This window comes from Novosphingobium sp. 9, from assembly GCF_025340265.1.
GTDB lineage: Bacteria > Pseudomonadota > Alphaproteobacteria > Sphingomonadales > Sphingomonadaceae > Novosphingobium.
This window is the reverse complement of record NZ_CP022707.1, coordinates 593,884-609,749: the sequence shown is the minus strand read 5'-3', so window position 1 is coordinate 609,749 and position 15,866 is coordinate 593,884. Positions and strand designations below refer to the sequence as shown.

Sequence of the window (15,866 nt, the reverse complement as noted above, 5' to 3'; positions counted from 1 at the left end):
TTTGATGAATAGTGCAAGGGTCTCGCCATGACTCTCGAACAGTTGCGCATCTTCGTCGCCGTGGCCGAGCGCGAGCACATGACCGCCGCCGCGCGGGCACTGAACCTCACGCAGTCGGCAGTATCCTCGGCCATCGCCGCGCTGGAGGAGCGCCACGGCGTCAAGCTGTTTCACCGCGTCGGACGCGGGATCACCCTGACTGAGGCGGGGCAGCTGTTCCTCCCCGAAGCGCGCGGACTGCTGGCGCAGGCCGAGGCGACGCAAGTGATGCTGGAGGAACTGGGCGGCCTTTCGCGCGGACGGCTGCGGCTGGTCGCCAGTCAGACCATCGCTGCCTACTGGCTCCCCCCGGTGCTCGCCGCCTTCCGCCAGCGCTATCCGGCCATCGCCGTGGAACTTGCCATCGCCAATACCGAACAGGCCGCCGCGCAAGTCCACGAAGGGCTTGCCGACCTTGGCATCGTCGAGGGCGAGGTGGACGATCCCGCGCTGGCGCACTGGGTGCTGGGTGCGGACCGGCTGGTGCTGGTCAGCGCCACGCCTTTCGCGCCCGACGCCACCTTGCCCGCGCTGGTCGCCCCCGGCATCCCATGGGTCATGCGCGAGCAGGGATCGGGCACGCGCTCCAGCTTCGAGGAGACGCTGCGCGAACAGGGCCTGGACCCCGACGCGCGCGACGCGGTGCTGGTACTGCCCTCCAACGAAAGCGTGCGCACGGCGGTGGAGGCAGGCGTAGGCATCGCCGTGCTTTCCGGCCTTGTGGTGGCCCCGGCGCTGGCGGCGGGCACGCTCCATGCCGCGCCTTTCGTGTTTCCCGCCCGCGCCTTCCACGGCCTGCGCCACAAGGAGCGCTATCGCACCCGCGCCGCCGATGCCCTGCTGGCGCTGCTGGACGAACGCGCGTGAAGCCTGACGCAGACTTCGGCAGATACGAAAAAGGGGCCCTTGCGAGGCCCCTTCTTGCGTCTTTGATCCGGTAACGGAAAAGCTCAGCTTTCGCCGGCTTCCCGCTCGGCAGCGCGCTTGGCTTCGAGCCAGCGGGCGACTTCGGCTTCCTGCGCGGCTTCGCTCGACGCGCGCGAGGCGGCCTCACGCTCGGCACGCAGTTCGTCGATCAGGGCCTGACGGTCGTCGGTCAGGCGCTGATCGCCCTGGCCGTCGTCGGTGATCCCGGCCTTCTTGGCGGCCTTGGCGACGATCGCGTCCAGCTCGCGCTGCGAGCACAGGCCCAGCGTCACCGGGTCCTTGGGCGTGATGTTCGCGATGTTCCAGTGCGAACGGTCGCGGATCGCGGCGATGGTGTTGCGGGTGGTGCCGATCAGCTTGCCGACCTGCGCGTCCGAAACCTCAGGGTGGTTGCGCAGGATCCAGGCAATGCCGTCCGGCTTGTCCTGACGCTTCGAGACCGGCGTGTAGCGCGGGCCCTTGGTGCGGTTCGAAGTGACCGGGATCTTGTGCATGCGCAGCTTGTACGCAGGATCGGCCTGACCCTTCTCGATCTCGTCCATGGTCAGTTCGCCCGAGCGCACCGGATCGCGACCGGTGTACTTGCTCGAGGTGAGGTCGTCGGCCATGGCCTGGACTTCGAGCATGTGCAGACCGCAGAACTCTGCGATCTGTTCGAACGACAGCGCCGTGTTGTCGACCAGCCAGGCGGCGGTCGCGTGCGGCATCAGCGGAGCGGGCTGGCTCATGTCTTTATCTCCAGCGGAAACAATAAGGGCCGCCCCTCGCGGAGCGGCCGTTCCGGGCCGGTTTAGGCGAATTCACGCCATTGGGCAAGCGCATGCTTGGGGTTTGTTGCAATCCATCGGGAGACCGATTGCAACGGCTCTCCTGCTTACGTGTCCATCGCCACGAAGCCGGGCAGCTTGCGCACCCGGTCCAGCCAGCGGCAGACCGCCGGGTGATCGCCAAGGCTGAACCCGCCCGCCTCCGCCAAATGGGTATAGGCGAACAACGCGATGTCGGCGAGGCTGGCCGAAGCGCCGACGAACCATTCGCGGCCGGTCAGATGCTCGTCCATCAGCTTGAGCGCAGCTTCACCCGCCGCGCGCTTGCCCATGATCTGTTCGCGCTGCTGCGGGCTGAGGTTACCCTGCCCCAGATAGACCAGCCAGAAGCGCAGCGTGGCGATGTTCGGTTCGTGGTTGTACTGTTCGAAGAACATCCAGCGCAGCATGTCGGCGCGCTCGAAGCGGCTGTCGGGCACGAGATGCGTGCTCTCGCCCAGATACCAGCATGCCGCGTTGCTTTCCGGCAGGAAGCGCTCACCGACCTGCAACACCGGGATGCGCCCGTTCGAGTTCACTTTCGAGAGAAACTCGGGCGTACGTGTGTCGCCGCGCATGATGTCGTACTGCCGACGCTCCAGCGGCAGGCCGAGCAGCGCCGCCGTCAGCTGGATCTTGTAGCAGTTGCCGCTGCGCGGATCTTCATGCAGCACCAGTTTATCGGTCATCGTCTTGTGTCCCGCCCGTTCGGTATTTCGTCATTCAGCCCCGCCCGATGTCCGGGCGCCCCGCCGCAGGGTCAGCTTAAGCCTGTTGCCTCAGACTTCCAGCACGATCTTGCCGACATGATCGCCCGATTCCATGTACGCGTGCGCGGCAGCCGCCTCGGCCAGCGCGAAACGGCGGTCCATCACCGGACGCAACGCACCGGATTCGACCAGCGGCCAGGCATTTTCGTGCAGATCCTGCGCCAGCAGCGACTTGAACGCGTCCGAGCGCGCCCGCAGCGTCGATCCGGTCAGCGTGTAGCGCCGCATCATGACCACAGCCATGTTGATCTCCGCCTTCGCCCCGCCCTGCACCGCGATGGTGACATGGCGACCCTCGGGCGCAAGGCACTTGAGGTTGCGCGCGACATAGCTGCCCGCCACCATGTCCAGCACCAGATCGACGCCGCGCCCCTGCGTGATGCGGCGCACTTCCTCGACGAAATCGCTCGCCCTGTAGTCGATCGCGTGATGCGCGCCGATCTGGAGCGAGGCCGCGCACTTCTCGGGCGAACCGCAGGTGGTGATGACCGTGAGGCCGAACAGCCGCGCCAGCATCGTCGCCATCGAGCCGATGCCGCTGGTGCCGCCATGGACCAGCAGCGTCTCGCCCTCGCGCGCGAAACCGCGCTCGAACACGTTATGCCACACCGTGAACAGCGTTTCGGGCAGTGCGGCGGCCTGATCGAGCGGCAGGTCGTCCGGCACCGGCAGGCAGTGTCCGGCATCGGCCAGCGCATATTCGGCATAGCCGCCACCGGTGATCAGCGCGCAGACCCGCATGCCGAGCAGCGGGTCGGTAACGCCCTCACCCAGCGCGACGACCGTGCCGGACACTTCCAGGCCCGGTATCGGCGAAGCGCCCGGCGGCGGGGGATAATTGCCCTCGCGCTGGACCACGTCGGGGCGGTTCACGCCTGCGAAGGCCACCTTGATCAGCACCTGTCCCGCGCCCGGCACAGGCATCGGCAGCGTTTCGGGCCGCAGCACCTCGGGACCGCCCGGCGCATCGTAGCCGATGGCGGTCATGGTGGTGGGAAGCGTGGCGGAAATGGTGGAAATCTCAGTCGACATGGCGAGGAAATTCGCCCTTTCGTAACCCCGGTTCATCGCAGCAGTGGATCACTTTGTGCCATGTCGCAAGGGCATTGACAGCAAAACCGATCGGACCGATGTTCCACTGATGGACGACGACGAAGGACCGCGGCGGCGGTCGACCGAAGGCAACTTCGGTGCCGCCAGCCTCCTCGCCCGCGAAAGCCTCGACGGCTATTCGCTGGACGAACTCGACGCGCGAATCTCTCTGCTCGAGTTCGAGATTTCCCGCATTCGCGATCATCGCGAGCGTGCCTCGGCGCATATGCTGGCCGCGCAAGCGCTGTTCGGAGCGCCCAAGGCCGGGTCTCGAACCTCTTGACCTTAGGGTTGCGCCCGGATGGCTTCGACGAGCCCCTCGCAACCTTTTCCGGCGTACCTATATGGATGTTGTCACCCTTTCCCGTCCCTCCAGCCTCCCTTCCCTCCAGCCCCTCAACTCTCCCCGACACGGAGCGTCCTCCTCTTGTGATGGAAGCCAATTAAATGCCCAGTTTCGCCCAAAGCCTTGAGAAGACCCTGCACTCGGCTCTGTCCCATGCATCCGAGCGCAGCCACGAATATGCGACGCTCGAGCACCTGCTGCTCGCGCTGATCGACGATGCGGACGCCGCGCAGGTGATGCAGGCCTGCGGTGTGGACCTCGGCGATCTGGGCGACGTGGTGCGCCAGTACCTCGATCAGGAGTACCAGTCGCTCAAGACCGAGGAAAAGGGCGACCCCGCCCCGACCGCCGGTTTCCAGCGCGTGATCCAGCGCGCGATCCTGCACGTCCAGTCCTCCGGCAAGGACACCGTGACCGGCGCCAACGTGCTCGTCGCGCTGTTTTCCGAGCGGGACAGCTACGCCGTCTATTTCCTGCAGCAGCAGGACATGAGCCGTCTCGATGCCGTCAGCTTCATCAGCCACGGCATCGGCAAGGGCGGCAAGCGGATCGAGGATCGCAGCCCCAAGGGCAGCGACGAAAGCACGCCTGCGCCTGAGGAAAAGTCCGAAAGCAAGGGCTCCAGCGCCAGCAAGAAGGATTCCGCGCTCGACCAGTTCACCGTCAATCTCAACGAGAAGGCGCTGAAGGGCAAGGTCGACCCGCTGATCGGCCGTGGTCCCGAGGTGGATCGCACGATCCAGATCCTGTGCCGCCGCTCCAAGAACAACCCGCTCTATGTCGGTGATCCCGGCGTCGGCAAGACCGCGATTGCAGAGGGCCTTGCGCGCAAGATCGTCGAAGGCGAAGTGCCCGAAGTGCTGGCCGAAGCGGTGATCTACTCGCTCGACATGGGCAGCCTGCTGGCCGGAACCCGCTATCGCGGCGACTTCGAGGAACGCCTCAAGCAGGTCGTCTCCGAACTGGAGAAGATGCCGCATGCGGTGCTGTTCATCGACGAGATCCACACCGTGATCGGCGCCGGTGCCACCAGCGGCGGCGCGATGGATGCCAGCAACCTGCTCAAGCCCGCACTCTCGGGCGGCACGATCCGCTGCATCGGTTCGACCACCTACAAGGAGTTCCGCAACCACTTCGAGAAGGACCGCGCCCTGCTGCGCCGGTTCCAGAAGATCGACGTGAACGAGCCGACCATCGAGGACACGATCAAGATCCTCAAGGGTCTGCGCTCTGCCTTCGAGGATCACCACAAGGTCAAGTACACCGCCGATGCGATCAAGACCGCAGTCGAGCTTTCGGCGCGCTACATCAACGACCGCAAGCTGCCCGACAAGGCGATCGACGTGATCGACGAAGTGGGCGCGATGCAGATGCTGGTGCCGCCCAGCCGCCGCAAGAAGACGATCACCTCGAAGGAAATCGAGCAGGTGATCGCCACGATGGCGCGCATCCCGGCCAAGTCGGTCAGTTCGGACGACAAGAAGGCGCTCGAAAACCTCGAGGTCGACCTGAAGCGCGTGGTGTTCGGTCAGGACAAGGCCATCGAGGTGCTCTCCACCGCGATGAAGCTGAGCCGTGCGGGTCTTCGCGATCCGGACAAGCCGATCGGCTCGTTCCTGTTCTCCGGCCCCACCGGCGTCGGCAAGACCGAAGTCGCCAAGCAGCTGGCGCATATCATGGGCATCCCCATGCAGCGCTTCGACATGTCCGAATATATGGAGCGTCATTCGATCAGCCGTCTGATCGGTGCTCCTCCGGGCTATGTCGGCTACGATCAGGGCGGTCTGCTCACCGATGCGATCGATCAGCAGCCGCACTGCGTCCTGCTGCTCGACGAGATCGAGAAGGCGCACCCCGACCTGTTCAACATCCTGCTGCAGGTGATGGACAACGGCCGTCTGACCGATCACCACGGCAAGACCGTGGACTTCCGCAACGTGGTCCTGATCATGACCACCAATGCGGGCGCATCGGACATGGCGCGGTCGGGTATCGGCTTTGGCGACGTGTCGAAGGCGGATGCCGGCGAGGAAGCGGTCAAGCAGCTGTTCACGCCGGAATTCCGCAATCGCCTCGATGCCATCGTGCCCTTCGCCTACCTTGCGAAGCAGACGATCAGCCGGGTGGTGGACAAGTTCATCCTCCAGCTGGAACTGCAGCTGGCCGACCAGAACGTCCACATCCAGTTCGACGGCGATGCCCGCACCTGGCTGGGCGATCGTGGCTACGACAAGCTCTATGGCGCGCGTCCGATGGGCCGCGTGATCCAGGAGAAGGTCAAGCAGCCGCTGGCGGAAGAACTGCTGTTCGGCAAGCTGGCGCAGGGCGGCGAAGTCCACGTCTCGGTCAAGGATGACGCACTCAGCTTCGAGCTGACCCCGTCCGCGCCCAAGGTGGTCAAGGCGAAGAAGAAGCCCGCCGCCCGCTCTTCCGGCGCGTCCGGTAAGGCTACCACCGCCAAGAAGCCGGGCGAACAGCCGGAGACCAACGGCGACGACTGACACGCGTAAACGCAAAACTATCTGACACGGCCGGCCCGCTTCACCCGAAGCGGGCCGGTTTCGCATACGGGGGGACTACGGGGAATGATCAAGATACGCAGCAGCCGATGGGCTGCGGCATGCACGCTGGCGGGCAGCATGCTGATGCTGGCGACAGCAACAAACGCATTTGCCGAAGACGGGAATAAGACTCAGGCGGGTAAGATCGAGCCCGCCAAGACACCCGAACAAGCGCCGCTGGCCAAGCGCACCGGCCAGAGCGGTCTGCCGCTCAGCGCTACGCAGGTCGCGATGGATCTGCCCCACCTCACGCTGTCGCTTTCCGTCGACCCGTCCGCAAAAACGATCGCAGGGACCGCCGACTATACCGTGCAGGCGCTTTCGCCGCTGTCGAAAGTGGAATTCGATCTCGATCCGCGCCTGCCGGTCAGCAAAGTCACCATCAATGGCAAGGCCGTGGCATCGACGCAGTGGTCGAACCCGGACGGCGGTCTGGTGATTCGCCTGCCGCGCCCCTTGAAAAAAGGACAGCAGGCCCGTGTTGCCATCACCTATGGCGGCACACCGTTCGTTGCCCCAAGCCGCCATGGATCGGCGGGTTCGTGTGGAGCACCGCAAAGGATGCTGCCGGACATGACCAGCCATGGATCGCCACCGCAGTACAGGGACAGGGTTGCGACTTGTTCTGGCCGTGCCTCGATCATTTCTCCAAGCGCGTGGGCGTGCTCGATTTCATGATCGACGTGCCCGATCCGCTCGTCGCGGCATCGAACGGCAGGCTGGTCGACAGCCGCGAGGCGAACGGGCGGCGCATCTGGCACTGGCGCGCCCGCACGCCCAACGATTATGGCGTCTCGCTCCAGATCGGACCTTACGAGACCGCGACGCGTGACTATGCCAGCCGCTTCGGCAACACGATCCCGACCGAATTCTGGTATCTGCCCGGCGACAAGGCCGGAGCCGATACCATGCTGGACCAGATGCAGGACTTCCTGCGCTTCTTCGAAAGCACAGTCGGCCCCTATCCCTGGAGCGACGAGAAAGTCGGCCTTGCCGAAACGCCGCATCTGGGCATGGAGCACCAGACCATCAACGCCTATGGCAACCACTTCAAACCCTCGCCCGAGGGCTATGACTGGCTGATGCACCACGAATTCAGCCACGAATGGTTTGCCAACCAGCTGACCAACGCGCGCAATGCCGACATGTGGCTGCAGGAGGGCTTCGGATCGTACATGCAGCCGCTCTATCTGCGCTGGAAGAACGGCGATCTCGAATATCACGCCGCGCTGTGGGACATGCGCAAGAAGATCCGCAGCACCGTGCCGCTCGCGCCCGACACCGAAGTGTCGAGCACGTACTACGACGACAAGGACGCGCACTGGGGCGGCGATATCTACTACAAGGGCGCCTGGATCGCCCATACCCTGCGGCTCTACATGGGCGATGACGGGTTCGGCCGCGCGCTTCGCGCGATCACATATGGGCGCGACGACCCCAAACCGGGCAATTTTGCGCACCAGATCCATGATACCGCCGATTTCCAGAAGGTGGTCGAGCAGATCACCGGCAAGCCGATGGGCTGGTTTTTCGACGCCTATTTCCGCGTGGCCCCGCTGCCGCGTCTGGAAACGCAGCAGGACGGCACGCACCTGACCCTGCGCTGGCACACACCTGCAGCCGAACCGTTCCTCCTGCCGGTGGAAGTCCGGGTAGGCGACACGACACACGTCGTGGATATGGCAGATGGCCATGGTACGCTGGAGCTGCCTTCGCCCGATACGCATTACGTGCTCGACCCGGACGGCAAGATCCTGCGCGACGATCCCGCGATCACCGCATGGCAGGCCTTCGAAGATCAGCAGGCCAAGGACAAGGAAGCCAAGGAGAAGGCTGAAAAGTCGAAAAAGGACGCAAGCCCCGTCACCAAGGGCTGAGCCTTCCGAAAGGCAGGAAAGAAAGGGCGGGAACCTCAGCGGTTTCCCGCCCTTTCTTCTATATCCCATGCCCCGCGATTTCGCCTGGATCCGGCCCGAGCCCCACGGCATCCACGTCACGCCTGCTGACTGCTGGATCGACCCCGCGCATCCCGTCGACACGGCGCTGATCACCCACGGCCACGCCGACCATGCGCGAGGCGGCCATGGCCGAACGTTTGCCACACCCGAAACGCTGGCGATCATGCACCTGCGCTACGGCGTAGAGGAAGGCGCGGTGCCGACGCCCTATCACCAGCCGATCGACCTGCCGGGCAACGTGCGCGCCACCTGGATTCCTGCCGGGCATGTGCTCGGCTCGGCACAGATCCTGCTGGAGCACGCGGGCGAGCGGGTGATCGTGACCGGCGACTACAAGCGCCGTCCCGATCCCACTTGCCCGCCGTTCGAAGTCACGCCCTGCGATGTGTTCATCACCGAGGCGACTTTCGCGCTCCCTGTGTTCCGCCACCCGCCCATCGCCCACGAGATCGCCCGGCTGCTGGAGGCGCGCGCCGCCAATCCCGACCGCTGCGTGCTCGTCGGCGCCTATGCGCTGGGGAAGGCGCAGCGAGTGATCGCCGAACTGCGTCTTGCCGGATACCGCGACACCATCTGGATGCACGGCGCGATGGAGCGCATGTGCCGCCTCTACGAAGACTTCGGCGTGGACCTCGGCGACCTGCGACTCGTCTCCGAAGCCCCGAAAGATGCGCTGGCAGGCCACATCGTGCTGGCTCCGCCCTCCGCGCTGAACGACCGCTGGAGCCGCCGCCTGCCCGATCCGATCACCGCCATGGCATCCGGCTGGATGCGCGTGCGCCAGCGCGCCCGCCAGCGCATGGTCGAACTGCCCCTCGTCATCTCCGATCACGCCGACTGGGACGAACTCACCCGCACCATCGAAGAGGTGAACCCCGCCGAAACCTGGATCACCCACGGCCGCGAAGACGCCATGCTGCGCTGGTGCGAACTCCACCAGCGCAAGGCTCGCGCACTGGCGCTGGTCGGCTATGAGGACGAGGATGATTGAGGGGATGAGACAGATCGGGATTCAAGACAGGAAAGACGCAGGGGAGCAAAGCCCCCCTGCACCCCCATTACGTCTCCCGACGCAGACAGACCATGAAACCAAGCGTTTTCCCGTGTTCTCGACGTGGATGCACGCAATGCCGGAAAATCTGGAAAGAACGCCCGCGTCGGAAGACGTAACGGGGTCTGGGGCCTCTGGCCCCAGGACTATCCTTCCTAACTCCCTAAAAAGCTGATGGAACGCTTCGCCGCCCTGCTCGACGCGCTGGTCTATACCCGCAGCCGCAATGCCAAGCTGCGGCTACTGGCGGAGTACCTGCGCGAGACGCCCGATCCCGATCGCGGATGGGCCTTGGCGGCGCTGACCGACGGGCTCGATTTTCCGGCGGTGAAGTCCTCGACGATCCGCAACCTGATGGCCGAGCGTATCGATCCGGTGCTGTGGACGCTGAGCCGCGACTATGTGGGCGATTCGGCGGAGACGGCGAGCCTGCTCTGGCCCGAGCCGGACACTCCGCCCTCGCCGCCCTCGGTCAGCGAGGCGGTCGAGGCGCTGGCGACTATGACGCGGGCAAATGTCGGTGTCGAACTGCCGCGCCTGCTGGACCGGCTGGATGCCGAGGGGCGCTATGCCCTGCTCAAGCTGGCGACAGGGGCCATGCGGATCGGCATTTCGGCGCGACTGGCCAAGACCGCGTTTGCGCAGGCCTTCGACGTCTCGGTGGAGGATGTCGAGCAGCACTGGCACGGGCAGGCCCCGCCTTACGATGCGCTGTTCGACTGGGCGGCGCGCGGGGCGGCGGCGCCTTCGTCGGAGCACCTGCCGCTGTTCCGCCCGTTCATGCTGGCCCATCCGCTGGAGGACGGCGCGCGGCTCGATCTGGCCGAGTACGTTGCGGAATGGAAGTGGGACGGCATCCGCGTGCAGGTGGTCCATGCGAAAGGCGAGGACGGGACAGGCGAGACGCGCGTCTATTCGCGTTCCGGCGACGATATATCGGCGACCTTTCCCGAGATCGCCGAGGCGCTGCCGTTCGATGCCGTGCTCGATGGCGAGCTGCTGGTGCGCGGCAGCCATCAGGGCGGCGAGGCGAACGAGGCCACGCAAGGCGGCGCGGCCAGCTTCAACGCGCTTCAGCAGCGGCTGGGCCGCAAGAGCGTGACCAAGGCGATGCGCAACGACTATCCCGCTTTCGTGCGCCTTTACGACGTGCTGCGGCTGGATGGCGAGGATCTGCGCGCGCTTGCCTGGAGCGAACGCCGGGCCGCGCTGGAGGCGCTGATGGCCCGCCTCGACCCTGCGCGCTTCGACCTGTCCTCGCTGATCCGGGCGGTCGATTTCGAGCAGCTGGCGGCCCTGCGCGAAGGCGCGCGCGACGAGGCGATCGAGGGCCTGATGCTGAAACGGCGCGACAGCCCTTACATTGCGGGCCGCAAAACCGGGCTGTGGTACAAGTGGAAGCGCGATCCGCTGCTGATTGACTGCGTGCTGATGTATGCCCAGCGCGGTTCGGGCAAGCGTAGTTCGTTCTATTCGGACTTCACCTTCGGCTGCTGGGACGGCGATCCGGAAAACGGCGGCGAGCTGCTCCCGGTCGGCAAGGCCTATTTCGGATTCACCGACGAGGAGCTGAAAGGCCTCGACCGCCATGTCCGCCAGCACACCGTCAACCGCTTCGGCCCGGTGCGCGAAACCGACAAGTCGCTGGTGCTGGAAGTCGCTTTCGATTCGGTCCACGCCAGCAAGCGCCACAAGTCGGGCCTTGCCATGCGCTTCCCCCGCATCCACCGCATCCGCGCCGACAAGCCCGCGCACGAGGCTGACCGGATCGCAACACTCAAGGCGATGATCCGCGATTGAAGGAGGAGTTGACCGGCATCAAGTTCCACGTGGAACGTTCGTGCTAAGGGCAACAGCATGAGCCCGGATTTGCCTGCATGACCGATATCGATGATCGCACCCAGACCATCCACGCGCGCCTCGGTGGCGACGCCACATTCGCCGCGATCGCCGCACGGTTCTATGCCCGGATGGACGGCGAGCGGCGCTATGCCCGCCTGCGCGCGATGCACCCCGATGATCTCGAACCCACGCGCGCTTCGCTGACCGGGTTCCTGATCGGCTGGGCGGGCGGGCCGCGAGACTGGTTTGCCGCCAATCCGGGGCGCTGCATGATGTCGATGCACACCGGCATGACCATCGATCCCGAGGTCGCCGGGCAGTGGGCCGAATGCATGGAGCACGCGATCCGCGACGTGCTGCCCGATCCCGCGCCGGGCGTTGCTCCCGGCTTCGATGCCGAGGCCCGCGATATCGTGGCCGATGCCCTCACCCGCACGGCCCATGCGCTGGGCCGCGCGCAGCAGTTCCGTTGAAGGCAAATATCAGATGTCGATCCGAAACATCTTCTCGCGCGAGGTGCTTCCGCGCAGCAATTCCACCCGCGAAGGCGCGATATCGAGCGCGGAGGCCAGCAGCATCCGCACCGCCGCATTGGCCATGCCGTCCTGCGGCTGGGCACGCACTTTCGCCATGAGCCGCCCCTCGACGATCTCCAGCGCCTCCACCCGCGCGCCGGGCGTGACTTTCAGCGCCAGACGGCCTTCCGGGTCGACCAGCGCCTGAACCGCCTCGGCAGGCGGCAGGACGGGTTTGGGACGCGCCATCAGTCGTGCGCAAGGCCCGCCGCAAGACCCAGCGCAAGGCCTAGCGCCTGGGCATGGGCACGGCCATTCTCGACATAAGACGCAACGCCTGCCCGGTTGCCCGCCAGCGCCGCCTCGTCGAGATCGCGCAGGTACTTCGCCGGGCGACCGATCCACAACTGCCGCGCGCCGATCCGCTTGCCGGTCAGCTGCGCGCCCGCCGCCAGCATGCCCTCCGCCTCGATATGGCTGCCGTCCATCACAATCGCGCCGAGCCCCACGAACGCGCCATCCTCCAGCGTGCAGCCATGGATCATCGCCATGTGCCCGATCAGCACGTCCTCGCCGATCAGCGTCGCATAGCCCTCCGGCCGGTGCGGCTTGGGGCTGTCGCAGTGGATCACCGTCCCGTCCTGCACGTTGCTGCGCGCGCCGATCACCACCCGGTTCACATCGGCGCGGATCACGCAGTTGTACCAGATGCTGACATCCGGCCCGATCTCCACATCGCCGATGATCCGGCACCCCGGCGCGATAAAGGCGCTGGAATGGATGCGCGGCGCTTTGCCGTGAATTGCGGCGATGGTGATGTCTGGGCGGGCGGTGGTCATGGTGTGGCTCTTCCGGGGGTTGTGATTTGGGAAGAGCTTTAGAGGATAAACGCAGGGGAGCAGAGCCCCCCTGCACCCCCTTTACGTCTTCCGACGCGGGCTTCGATAGAGAGGCAGGCCTGCCCGCGTATTCTTCTCGCCGGAAGTCCCGATCTACCGACAGCGCGGCGGGTCATGACGCTGAACCGGCATTCCTATGCCGACAGTAACGGGGTCCGGGGCCACTGGCCCCGGAAAATACCCCTTTCAAATCTAACCTGAAACCACCTCAGCCGTTCAGCAGCTTCGCCGCGTGAACCGCATGATAGGTCAGCACGCCCGAGGCACCTGCGCGCTTGAAGGCCAGCAGCGTCTCCAGCACCATCGCATCGCGATCGGCCACGCCGGCGGCGACGCCCGCCTCGATCAGCGCGTATTCGCCCGAGACCTGATAGGCGAAGACGGGAACCTCGAAGCGTTCCTTCACCCGGCGCAGCACGTCGAGATAGGGCAGGCCCGGCTTGACCATCACCGTGTCCGCGCCTTCGGCAAGGTCCATCGCCACTTCGCGCAGCGCTTCCTCGGTATTGGCCGGGTCCATCTGGTAGGTCTTCTTGTTGCCCTTGAGCAGCCCGCGCGAGCCGACCGCATCGCGGAACGGGCCGTAGTAGGCCGAGGCGTACTTGGCAGCGTAGGACATGATCTGGACGTTGATGTGCCCTTCGCCTTCCAGCGCGCTGCGGATCGCGGCGATGCGGCCATCCATCATGTCGGACGGGGCGATGATATCCGCCCCGGCGCGCGCCTGGTTGAGCGACTGGCCGACCAGCGCCTCGACCGTGCGGTCGTTGACGACATAGCCCTCGTCATCGATCAGCCCGTCCTGCCCGTGGCTGGTATAGGGATCGAGCGCGACGTCGGTCAGCAGGCCGATGCCGTCGCCCAGTTCATCGCGGATGGCGCGCAGGGCCCGGCACATCAGGTTGTCGGGGTTGAGCGCTTCGGCGCCATCCTCGCTGCGACGTTCGGGCTGGGTGTTCGGGAACAGCGCCAGACAGGGAATGCCCAGCTCCATCGCCTCTCGCGCACGCTGAACCAGCAGGTCCACCGACCAGCGCGAAACGCCGGGCAGAGCCGCGATCGGCTGCTCGACGCCTTCGCCTTCGGTCACGAAGACCGGCCAGATCAGATCGGCGGGCGTCAGCACGGTCTCGCGGTGGAGCGAGCGGCTCCATTCGGTGGCGCGAGTGCGACGAAGGCGAGCGGCGGGAAACTGGGCTGTAATCATGGCGCCGGGTCTAATCCTGCGTTGCGCCACATGCAAATGGGTCAATCCGTCCCACCGGCGCGCAAAACCTGCACCTTTATTTGACCTGAGCGGCACCCAGCCGGTCGATCTCGCGCGTCGGCGCGGTTTGCGGCTGCGCCTGCGGGGTCATGTCCTGAAGCGCGGCGCCGGGCTCGATGCCGAGCAGTCGCGCGAGCGCGGCCTTGTAGGCATCGCGCTCCTTGGGATCGACCGAGGGGGTCGAGACGAAGCGCATGCTGAGCGGGTTCACCGTGTGGCCGTTCTGGTAGACCTCGAAGTGAACGTGCGGCCCGGTGGAAAGCCCGGTCGAGCCGACATAGCCGATCACCTGCCCGGCCCGGACGCGCTGGCCGACCGCAACGGCGATGCGGCTCATATGGGCATAGCCGGTGCCCACGCCGCCGCCGTTGTCCAGCCGCACGAAGTTGCCGTGGCCGCCGTGGCGCCCTGCGAAATTGACCACGCCATCGCGCACCGCGTGAATCGGCGAGCCATAGGGCGCGGCGATGTCCATCCCTGCATGCATGCGCACGAAGCCGAGGATCGGATGGCGGCGCGGGCCATAGGGTGAGGTGATCCGCCCCGAGACCGGCAGCGCGAGGCCCGAGGTCATCGGCTGCACCACGTCGGGCGCGGGCATCATGTCGCCCGCCTTGCCCCAGCGCATCAGCTGGACGCGGGGGCGTCCGTCATGGACCAGCCCCGCATATAGAAGATCGCCTGCCTGATGATCGCCCTCGGCGGAGCGCTTGTAGGCCAGGATCATGTCGAAGTGGTCGCCCGCCGAAAGATCGTCGAGCGAGACCTGCTTGTCGATCGCGCGCAGGTAGTCCTGAATCGCCGAGATCGGCGCTCCGGCATTGCGGGCGGAGCGGTAGAGGCTGCTGCCCACCGTCCCCTCGATCCGCAGCGGCGTTGCATCGACGCGGATCGGATGCCGCACCAACGACAGCGCATCGCCATGGCGCTCTATCGCGAGATCGAGATCGAAGCGCGCGCGGAACGTCATCGCATCGAGCGCGCGCGGCGCACCGGGGGCGAGGTGACGGCCCAGCGTGATATCGAACTGCGTGCCCGCCGGAATATCGCCGGTCGCGACCGCCTGCGAGACCAGCGCATTAACGCGCGAAATGTCGGCACCGCCCAGCCCGACGCGTTCGAGCATGCCGGAGAAACTGTCACCCTGCGTCAGCGTCGAGACCATCTGGATGCTCGGGCGTTCGGGCACACTGGCGAGCGGCGTCACCAGTGGACTGGCGCCCATCCGGCGCCCCATGTCGCCGCCCAAGGCCAGCGGCGCGATGGTCTGCGAAAGGAACTGGCCGCGTACGGCATCGTCGGCGCGCAGCGCAGGCGCGGCCTCGACGGCGGAGAAACCGGGGCACAGCGCAAAGGCGCTTGCGGCGAGCAGCGCCATCGTCGCCAGCCCGCGATACCAGCGGCCGGTGCCGATGTTCTCGGCCAGATCGTGGGTCAGCTCACGCTCACACCAAGCCTCGAAGCGGGCGAGGCGACCGGCGCTTTTCTGCGGGACTGATGAGATGGCAGACGGCACGGCAGGCGCGGCGCTACGCAGGATCTGTGCGCGCGACAGGGAGGCGGCATGCCCCCCGCCTTCGCTGCCCTGCGATCCCTGATCGAGTGTCCTGAACACAACGCCCCGTCCTTTGATGCTCCCGTCCGACCGGCGGCGGCATCATCTTTGCGTGGCTTCTCCCTGCACCTGTAAGGTTAACAGCTGCCTAAATCTGTGGACGCAGTGCCCTCCATTCGTCCGGGTGCGTCTTGCGAGCGACGTATTGCGGTGCCACATTGGCAGGCGAGATGGTTCA

The 15,866-nt window shown here is 65.9% G+C and carries 15 protein-coding genes; 8 read left to right on the top strand and 7 right to left on the bottom strand.

Features of this window, described 5'->3' with window-relative positions; all coding sequences use genetic code 11:
- Positions 1–27 precede the first annotated feature (27 nt).
- Positions 28–906, top strand: coding sequence for a LysR substrate-binding domain-containing protein (locus CI805_RS03005; protein ID WP_260926158.1), 879 nt, complete (start codon positions 28–30; stop codon positions 904–906).
- 83 nt (positions 907–989) lie between these two features.
- Here CI805_RS03005 and CI805_RS03000 read toward each other — a convergent pair whose 3' ends face one another.
- From CI805_RS03000 to CI805_RS02990, 3 genes are all read right to left on the bottom strand, one after another.
- The gene (locus CI805_RS03000) at positions 990–1,694 is read right to left on the bottom strand and encodes a DUF1013 domain-containing protein (protein WP_260926156.1); all 705 of its coding nucleotides are present in this window, start codon (positions 1,692–1,694) and stop codon (positions 990–992) included.
- Positions 1,695–1,840: 146 nt separating this feature from the next.
- Positions 1,841–2,461, bottom strand: coding sequence for a glutathione S-transferase family protein (locus CI805_RS02995; protein ID WP_260926154.1), 621 nt, complete (start codon positions 2,459–2,461; stop codon positions 1,841–1,843).
- A gap of 90 nt (positions 2,462–2,551) precedes the next feature.
- Positions 2,552–3,574 carry an NAD(P)H-quinone oxidoreductase gene (locus CI805_RS02990; protein ID WP_260926150.1) on the bottom strand — a complete coding sequence of 341 codons (1,023 nt, stop codon included), beginning with the start codon at positions 3,572–3,574 and terminating at the stop codon, positions 2,552–2,554.
- Positions 3,575–3,683: 109 nt separating this feature from the next.
- On the opposite strand from CI805_RS02990, the gene CI805_RS02985 reads away from it, so the two are divergent.
- The 7 genes from CI805_RS02985 (at position 3,684) to CI805_RS02955 (ending at position 11,865) form a co-directional block, all read left to right on the top strand.
- Positions 3,684–3,917, top strand: coding sequence for a DUF1192 domain-containing protein (locus CI805_RS02985; protein WP_260926147.1), 234 nt, complete (start codon positions 3,684–3,686; stop codon positions 3,915–3,917).
- Positions 3,918–4,081: 164 nt separating this feature from the next.
- Complete coding sequence (gene clpA / locus CI805_RS02980) at positions 4,082–6,481, top strand: ATP-dependent Clp protease ATP-binding subunit ClpA (protein WP_260926145.1); 2,400 nt, start codon at positions 4,082–4,084, stop codon at positions 6,479–6,481.
- Between the two features lie 84 nt (positions 6,482–6,565).
- Positions 6,566–7,219: a hypothetical protein gene (locus CI805_RS02975; protein ID WP_260926143.1), complete on the top strand. Its 654-nt coding sequence runs from the start codon at positions 6,566–6,568 to the stop codon at positions 7,217–7,219.
- On the top strand, positions 7,162–8,418 hold the full coding sequence (locus CI805_RS02970) for a M1 family aminopeptidase (protein ID WP_260926141.1): 1,257 nt from the start codon (positions 7,162–7,164) through the stop codon (positions 8,416–8,418). The genes CI805_RS02975 and CI805_RS02970 overlap by 58 nt, the downstream gene beginning before the upstream one ends.
- A 67-nt stretch (positions 8,419–8,485) precedes the next feature.
- The gene (locus CI805_RS02965; RefSeq protein WP_260926139.1) at positions 8,486–9,490 is read left to right on the top strand and encodes a ligase-associated DNA damage response exonuclease; all 1,005 of its coding nucleotides are present in this window, start codon (positions 8,486–8,488) and stop codon (positions 9,488–9,490) included.
- A 234-nt stretch (positions 9,491–9,724) separates the two neighbouring features.
- Positions 9,725–11,350, top strand: a complete 1,626-nt coding sequence (locus tag CI805_RS02960; protein ID WP_260926137.1) for a cisplatin damage response ATP-dependent DNA ligase — start codon at positions 9,725–9,727, stop codon at positions 11,348–11,350.
- 77 nt (positions 11,351–11,427) lie between these two features.
- The gene (locus tag CI805_RS02955) at positions 11,428–11,865 is read left to right on the top strand and encodes a globin (protein ID WP_260926134.1); all 438 of its coding nucleotides are present in this window, start codon (positions 11,428–11,430) and stop codon (positions 11,863–11,865) included.
- A 9-nt stretch (positions 11,866–11,874) separates the two neighbouring features.
- Here the strand turns inward: CI805_RS02955 and CI805_RS02950 are convergent, their stop codons facing one another.
- From CI805_RS02950 to CI805_RS02935, 4 genes are all read right to left on the bottom strand, one after another.
- Positions 11,875–12,156: a DUF167 domain-containing protein gene (locus CI805_RS02950; RefSeq protein ID WP_260926131.1), complete on the bottom strand. Its 282-nt coding sequence runs from the start codon at positions 12,154–12,156 to the stop codon at positions 11,875–11,877.
- Positions 12,156–12,746, bottom strand: coding sequence for a gamma carbonic anhydrase family protein (locus CI805_RS02945; protein WP_260926128.1), 591 nt, complete (start codon positions 12,744–12,746; stop codon positions 12,156–12,158). The genes CI805_RS02950 and CI805_RS02945 overlap by 1 nt, the downstream gene beginning before the upstream one ends.
- 268 nt (positions 12,747–13,014) lie before the next feature.
- A complete protein-coding gene (gene hemB / locus CI805_RS02940) occupies positions 13,015–14,013 on the bottom strand; it encodes a porphobilinogen synthase (protein WP_260926125.1) in 999 nt (332 codons plus the stop codon).
- A gap of 76 nt (positions 14,014–14,089) precedes the next feature.
- The gene (locus CI805_RS02935) at positions 14,090–15,688 is read right to left on the bottom strand and encodes a M23 family metallopeptidase (RefSeq protein ID WP_260926123.1); all 1,599 of its coding nucleotides are present in this window, start codon (positions 15,686–15,688) and stop codon (positions 14,090–14,092) included.
- Between the last annotated feature and the right edge of the window lie 178 nt (positions 15,689–15,866).

Bases quoted from the DNA above. Each gene is read 5' to 3' on its own strand.
- CI805_RS03005 (WP_260926158.1), top strand. From the start codon at position 28: ATGACTCTCGAACAGTTGCGCATCTTCGTCGCCGTGGCCGAGCGCGAG.
- CI805_RS03000 (WP_260926156.1), bottom strand. From the start codon at position 1,694: ATGAGCCAGCCCGCTCCGCTGATGCCGCACGCGACCGCCGCCTGGCTG.
- CI805_RS02995 (WP_260926154.1), bottom strand. From the start codon at position 2,461: ATGACCGATAAACTGGTGCTGCATGAAGATCCGCGCAGCGGCAACTGC.
- CI805_RS02990 (WP_260926150.1), bottom strand. From the start codon at position 3,574: ATGTCGACTGAGATTTCCACCATTTCCGCCACGCTTCCCACCACCATG.
- CI805_RS02985 (WP_260926147.1), top strand. From the start codon at position 3,684: ATGGACGACGACGAAGGACCGCGGCGGCGGTCGACCGAAGGCAACTTC.
- clpA (WP_260926145.1), top strand. From the start codon at position 4,082: ATGCCCAGTTTCGCCCAAAGCCTTGAGAAGACCCTGCACTCGGCTCTG.
- CI805_RS02975 (WP_260926143.1), top strand. From the start codon at position 6,566: ATGATCAAGATACGCAGCAGCCGATGGGCTGCGGCATGCACGCTGGCG.
- CI805_RS02965 (WP_260926139.1), top strand. From the start codon at position 8,486: ATGCCCCGCGATTTCGCCTGGATCCGGCCCGAGCCCCACGGCATCCAC.
- CI805_RS02960 (WP_260926137.1), top strand. From the start codon at position 9,725: ATGGAACGCTTCGCCGCCCTGCTCGACGCGCTGGTCTATACCCGCAGC.
- CI805_RS02955 (WP_260926134.1), top strand. From the start codon at position 11,428: ATGACCGATATCGATGATCGCACCCAGACCATCCACGCGCGCCTCGGT.
- CI805_RS02950 (WP_260926131.1), bottom strand. From the start codon at position 12,156: ATGGCGCGTCCCAAACCCGTCCTGCCGCCTGCCGAGGCGGTTCAGGCG.
- CI805_RS02945 (WP_260926128.1), bottom strand. From the start codon at position 12,746: ATGACCACCGCCCGCCCAGACATCACCATCGCCGCAATTCACGGCAAA.
- hemB (WP_260926125.1), bottom strand. From the start codon at position 14,013: ATGATTACAGCCCAGTTTCCCGCCGCTCGCCTTCGTCGCACTCGCGCC.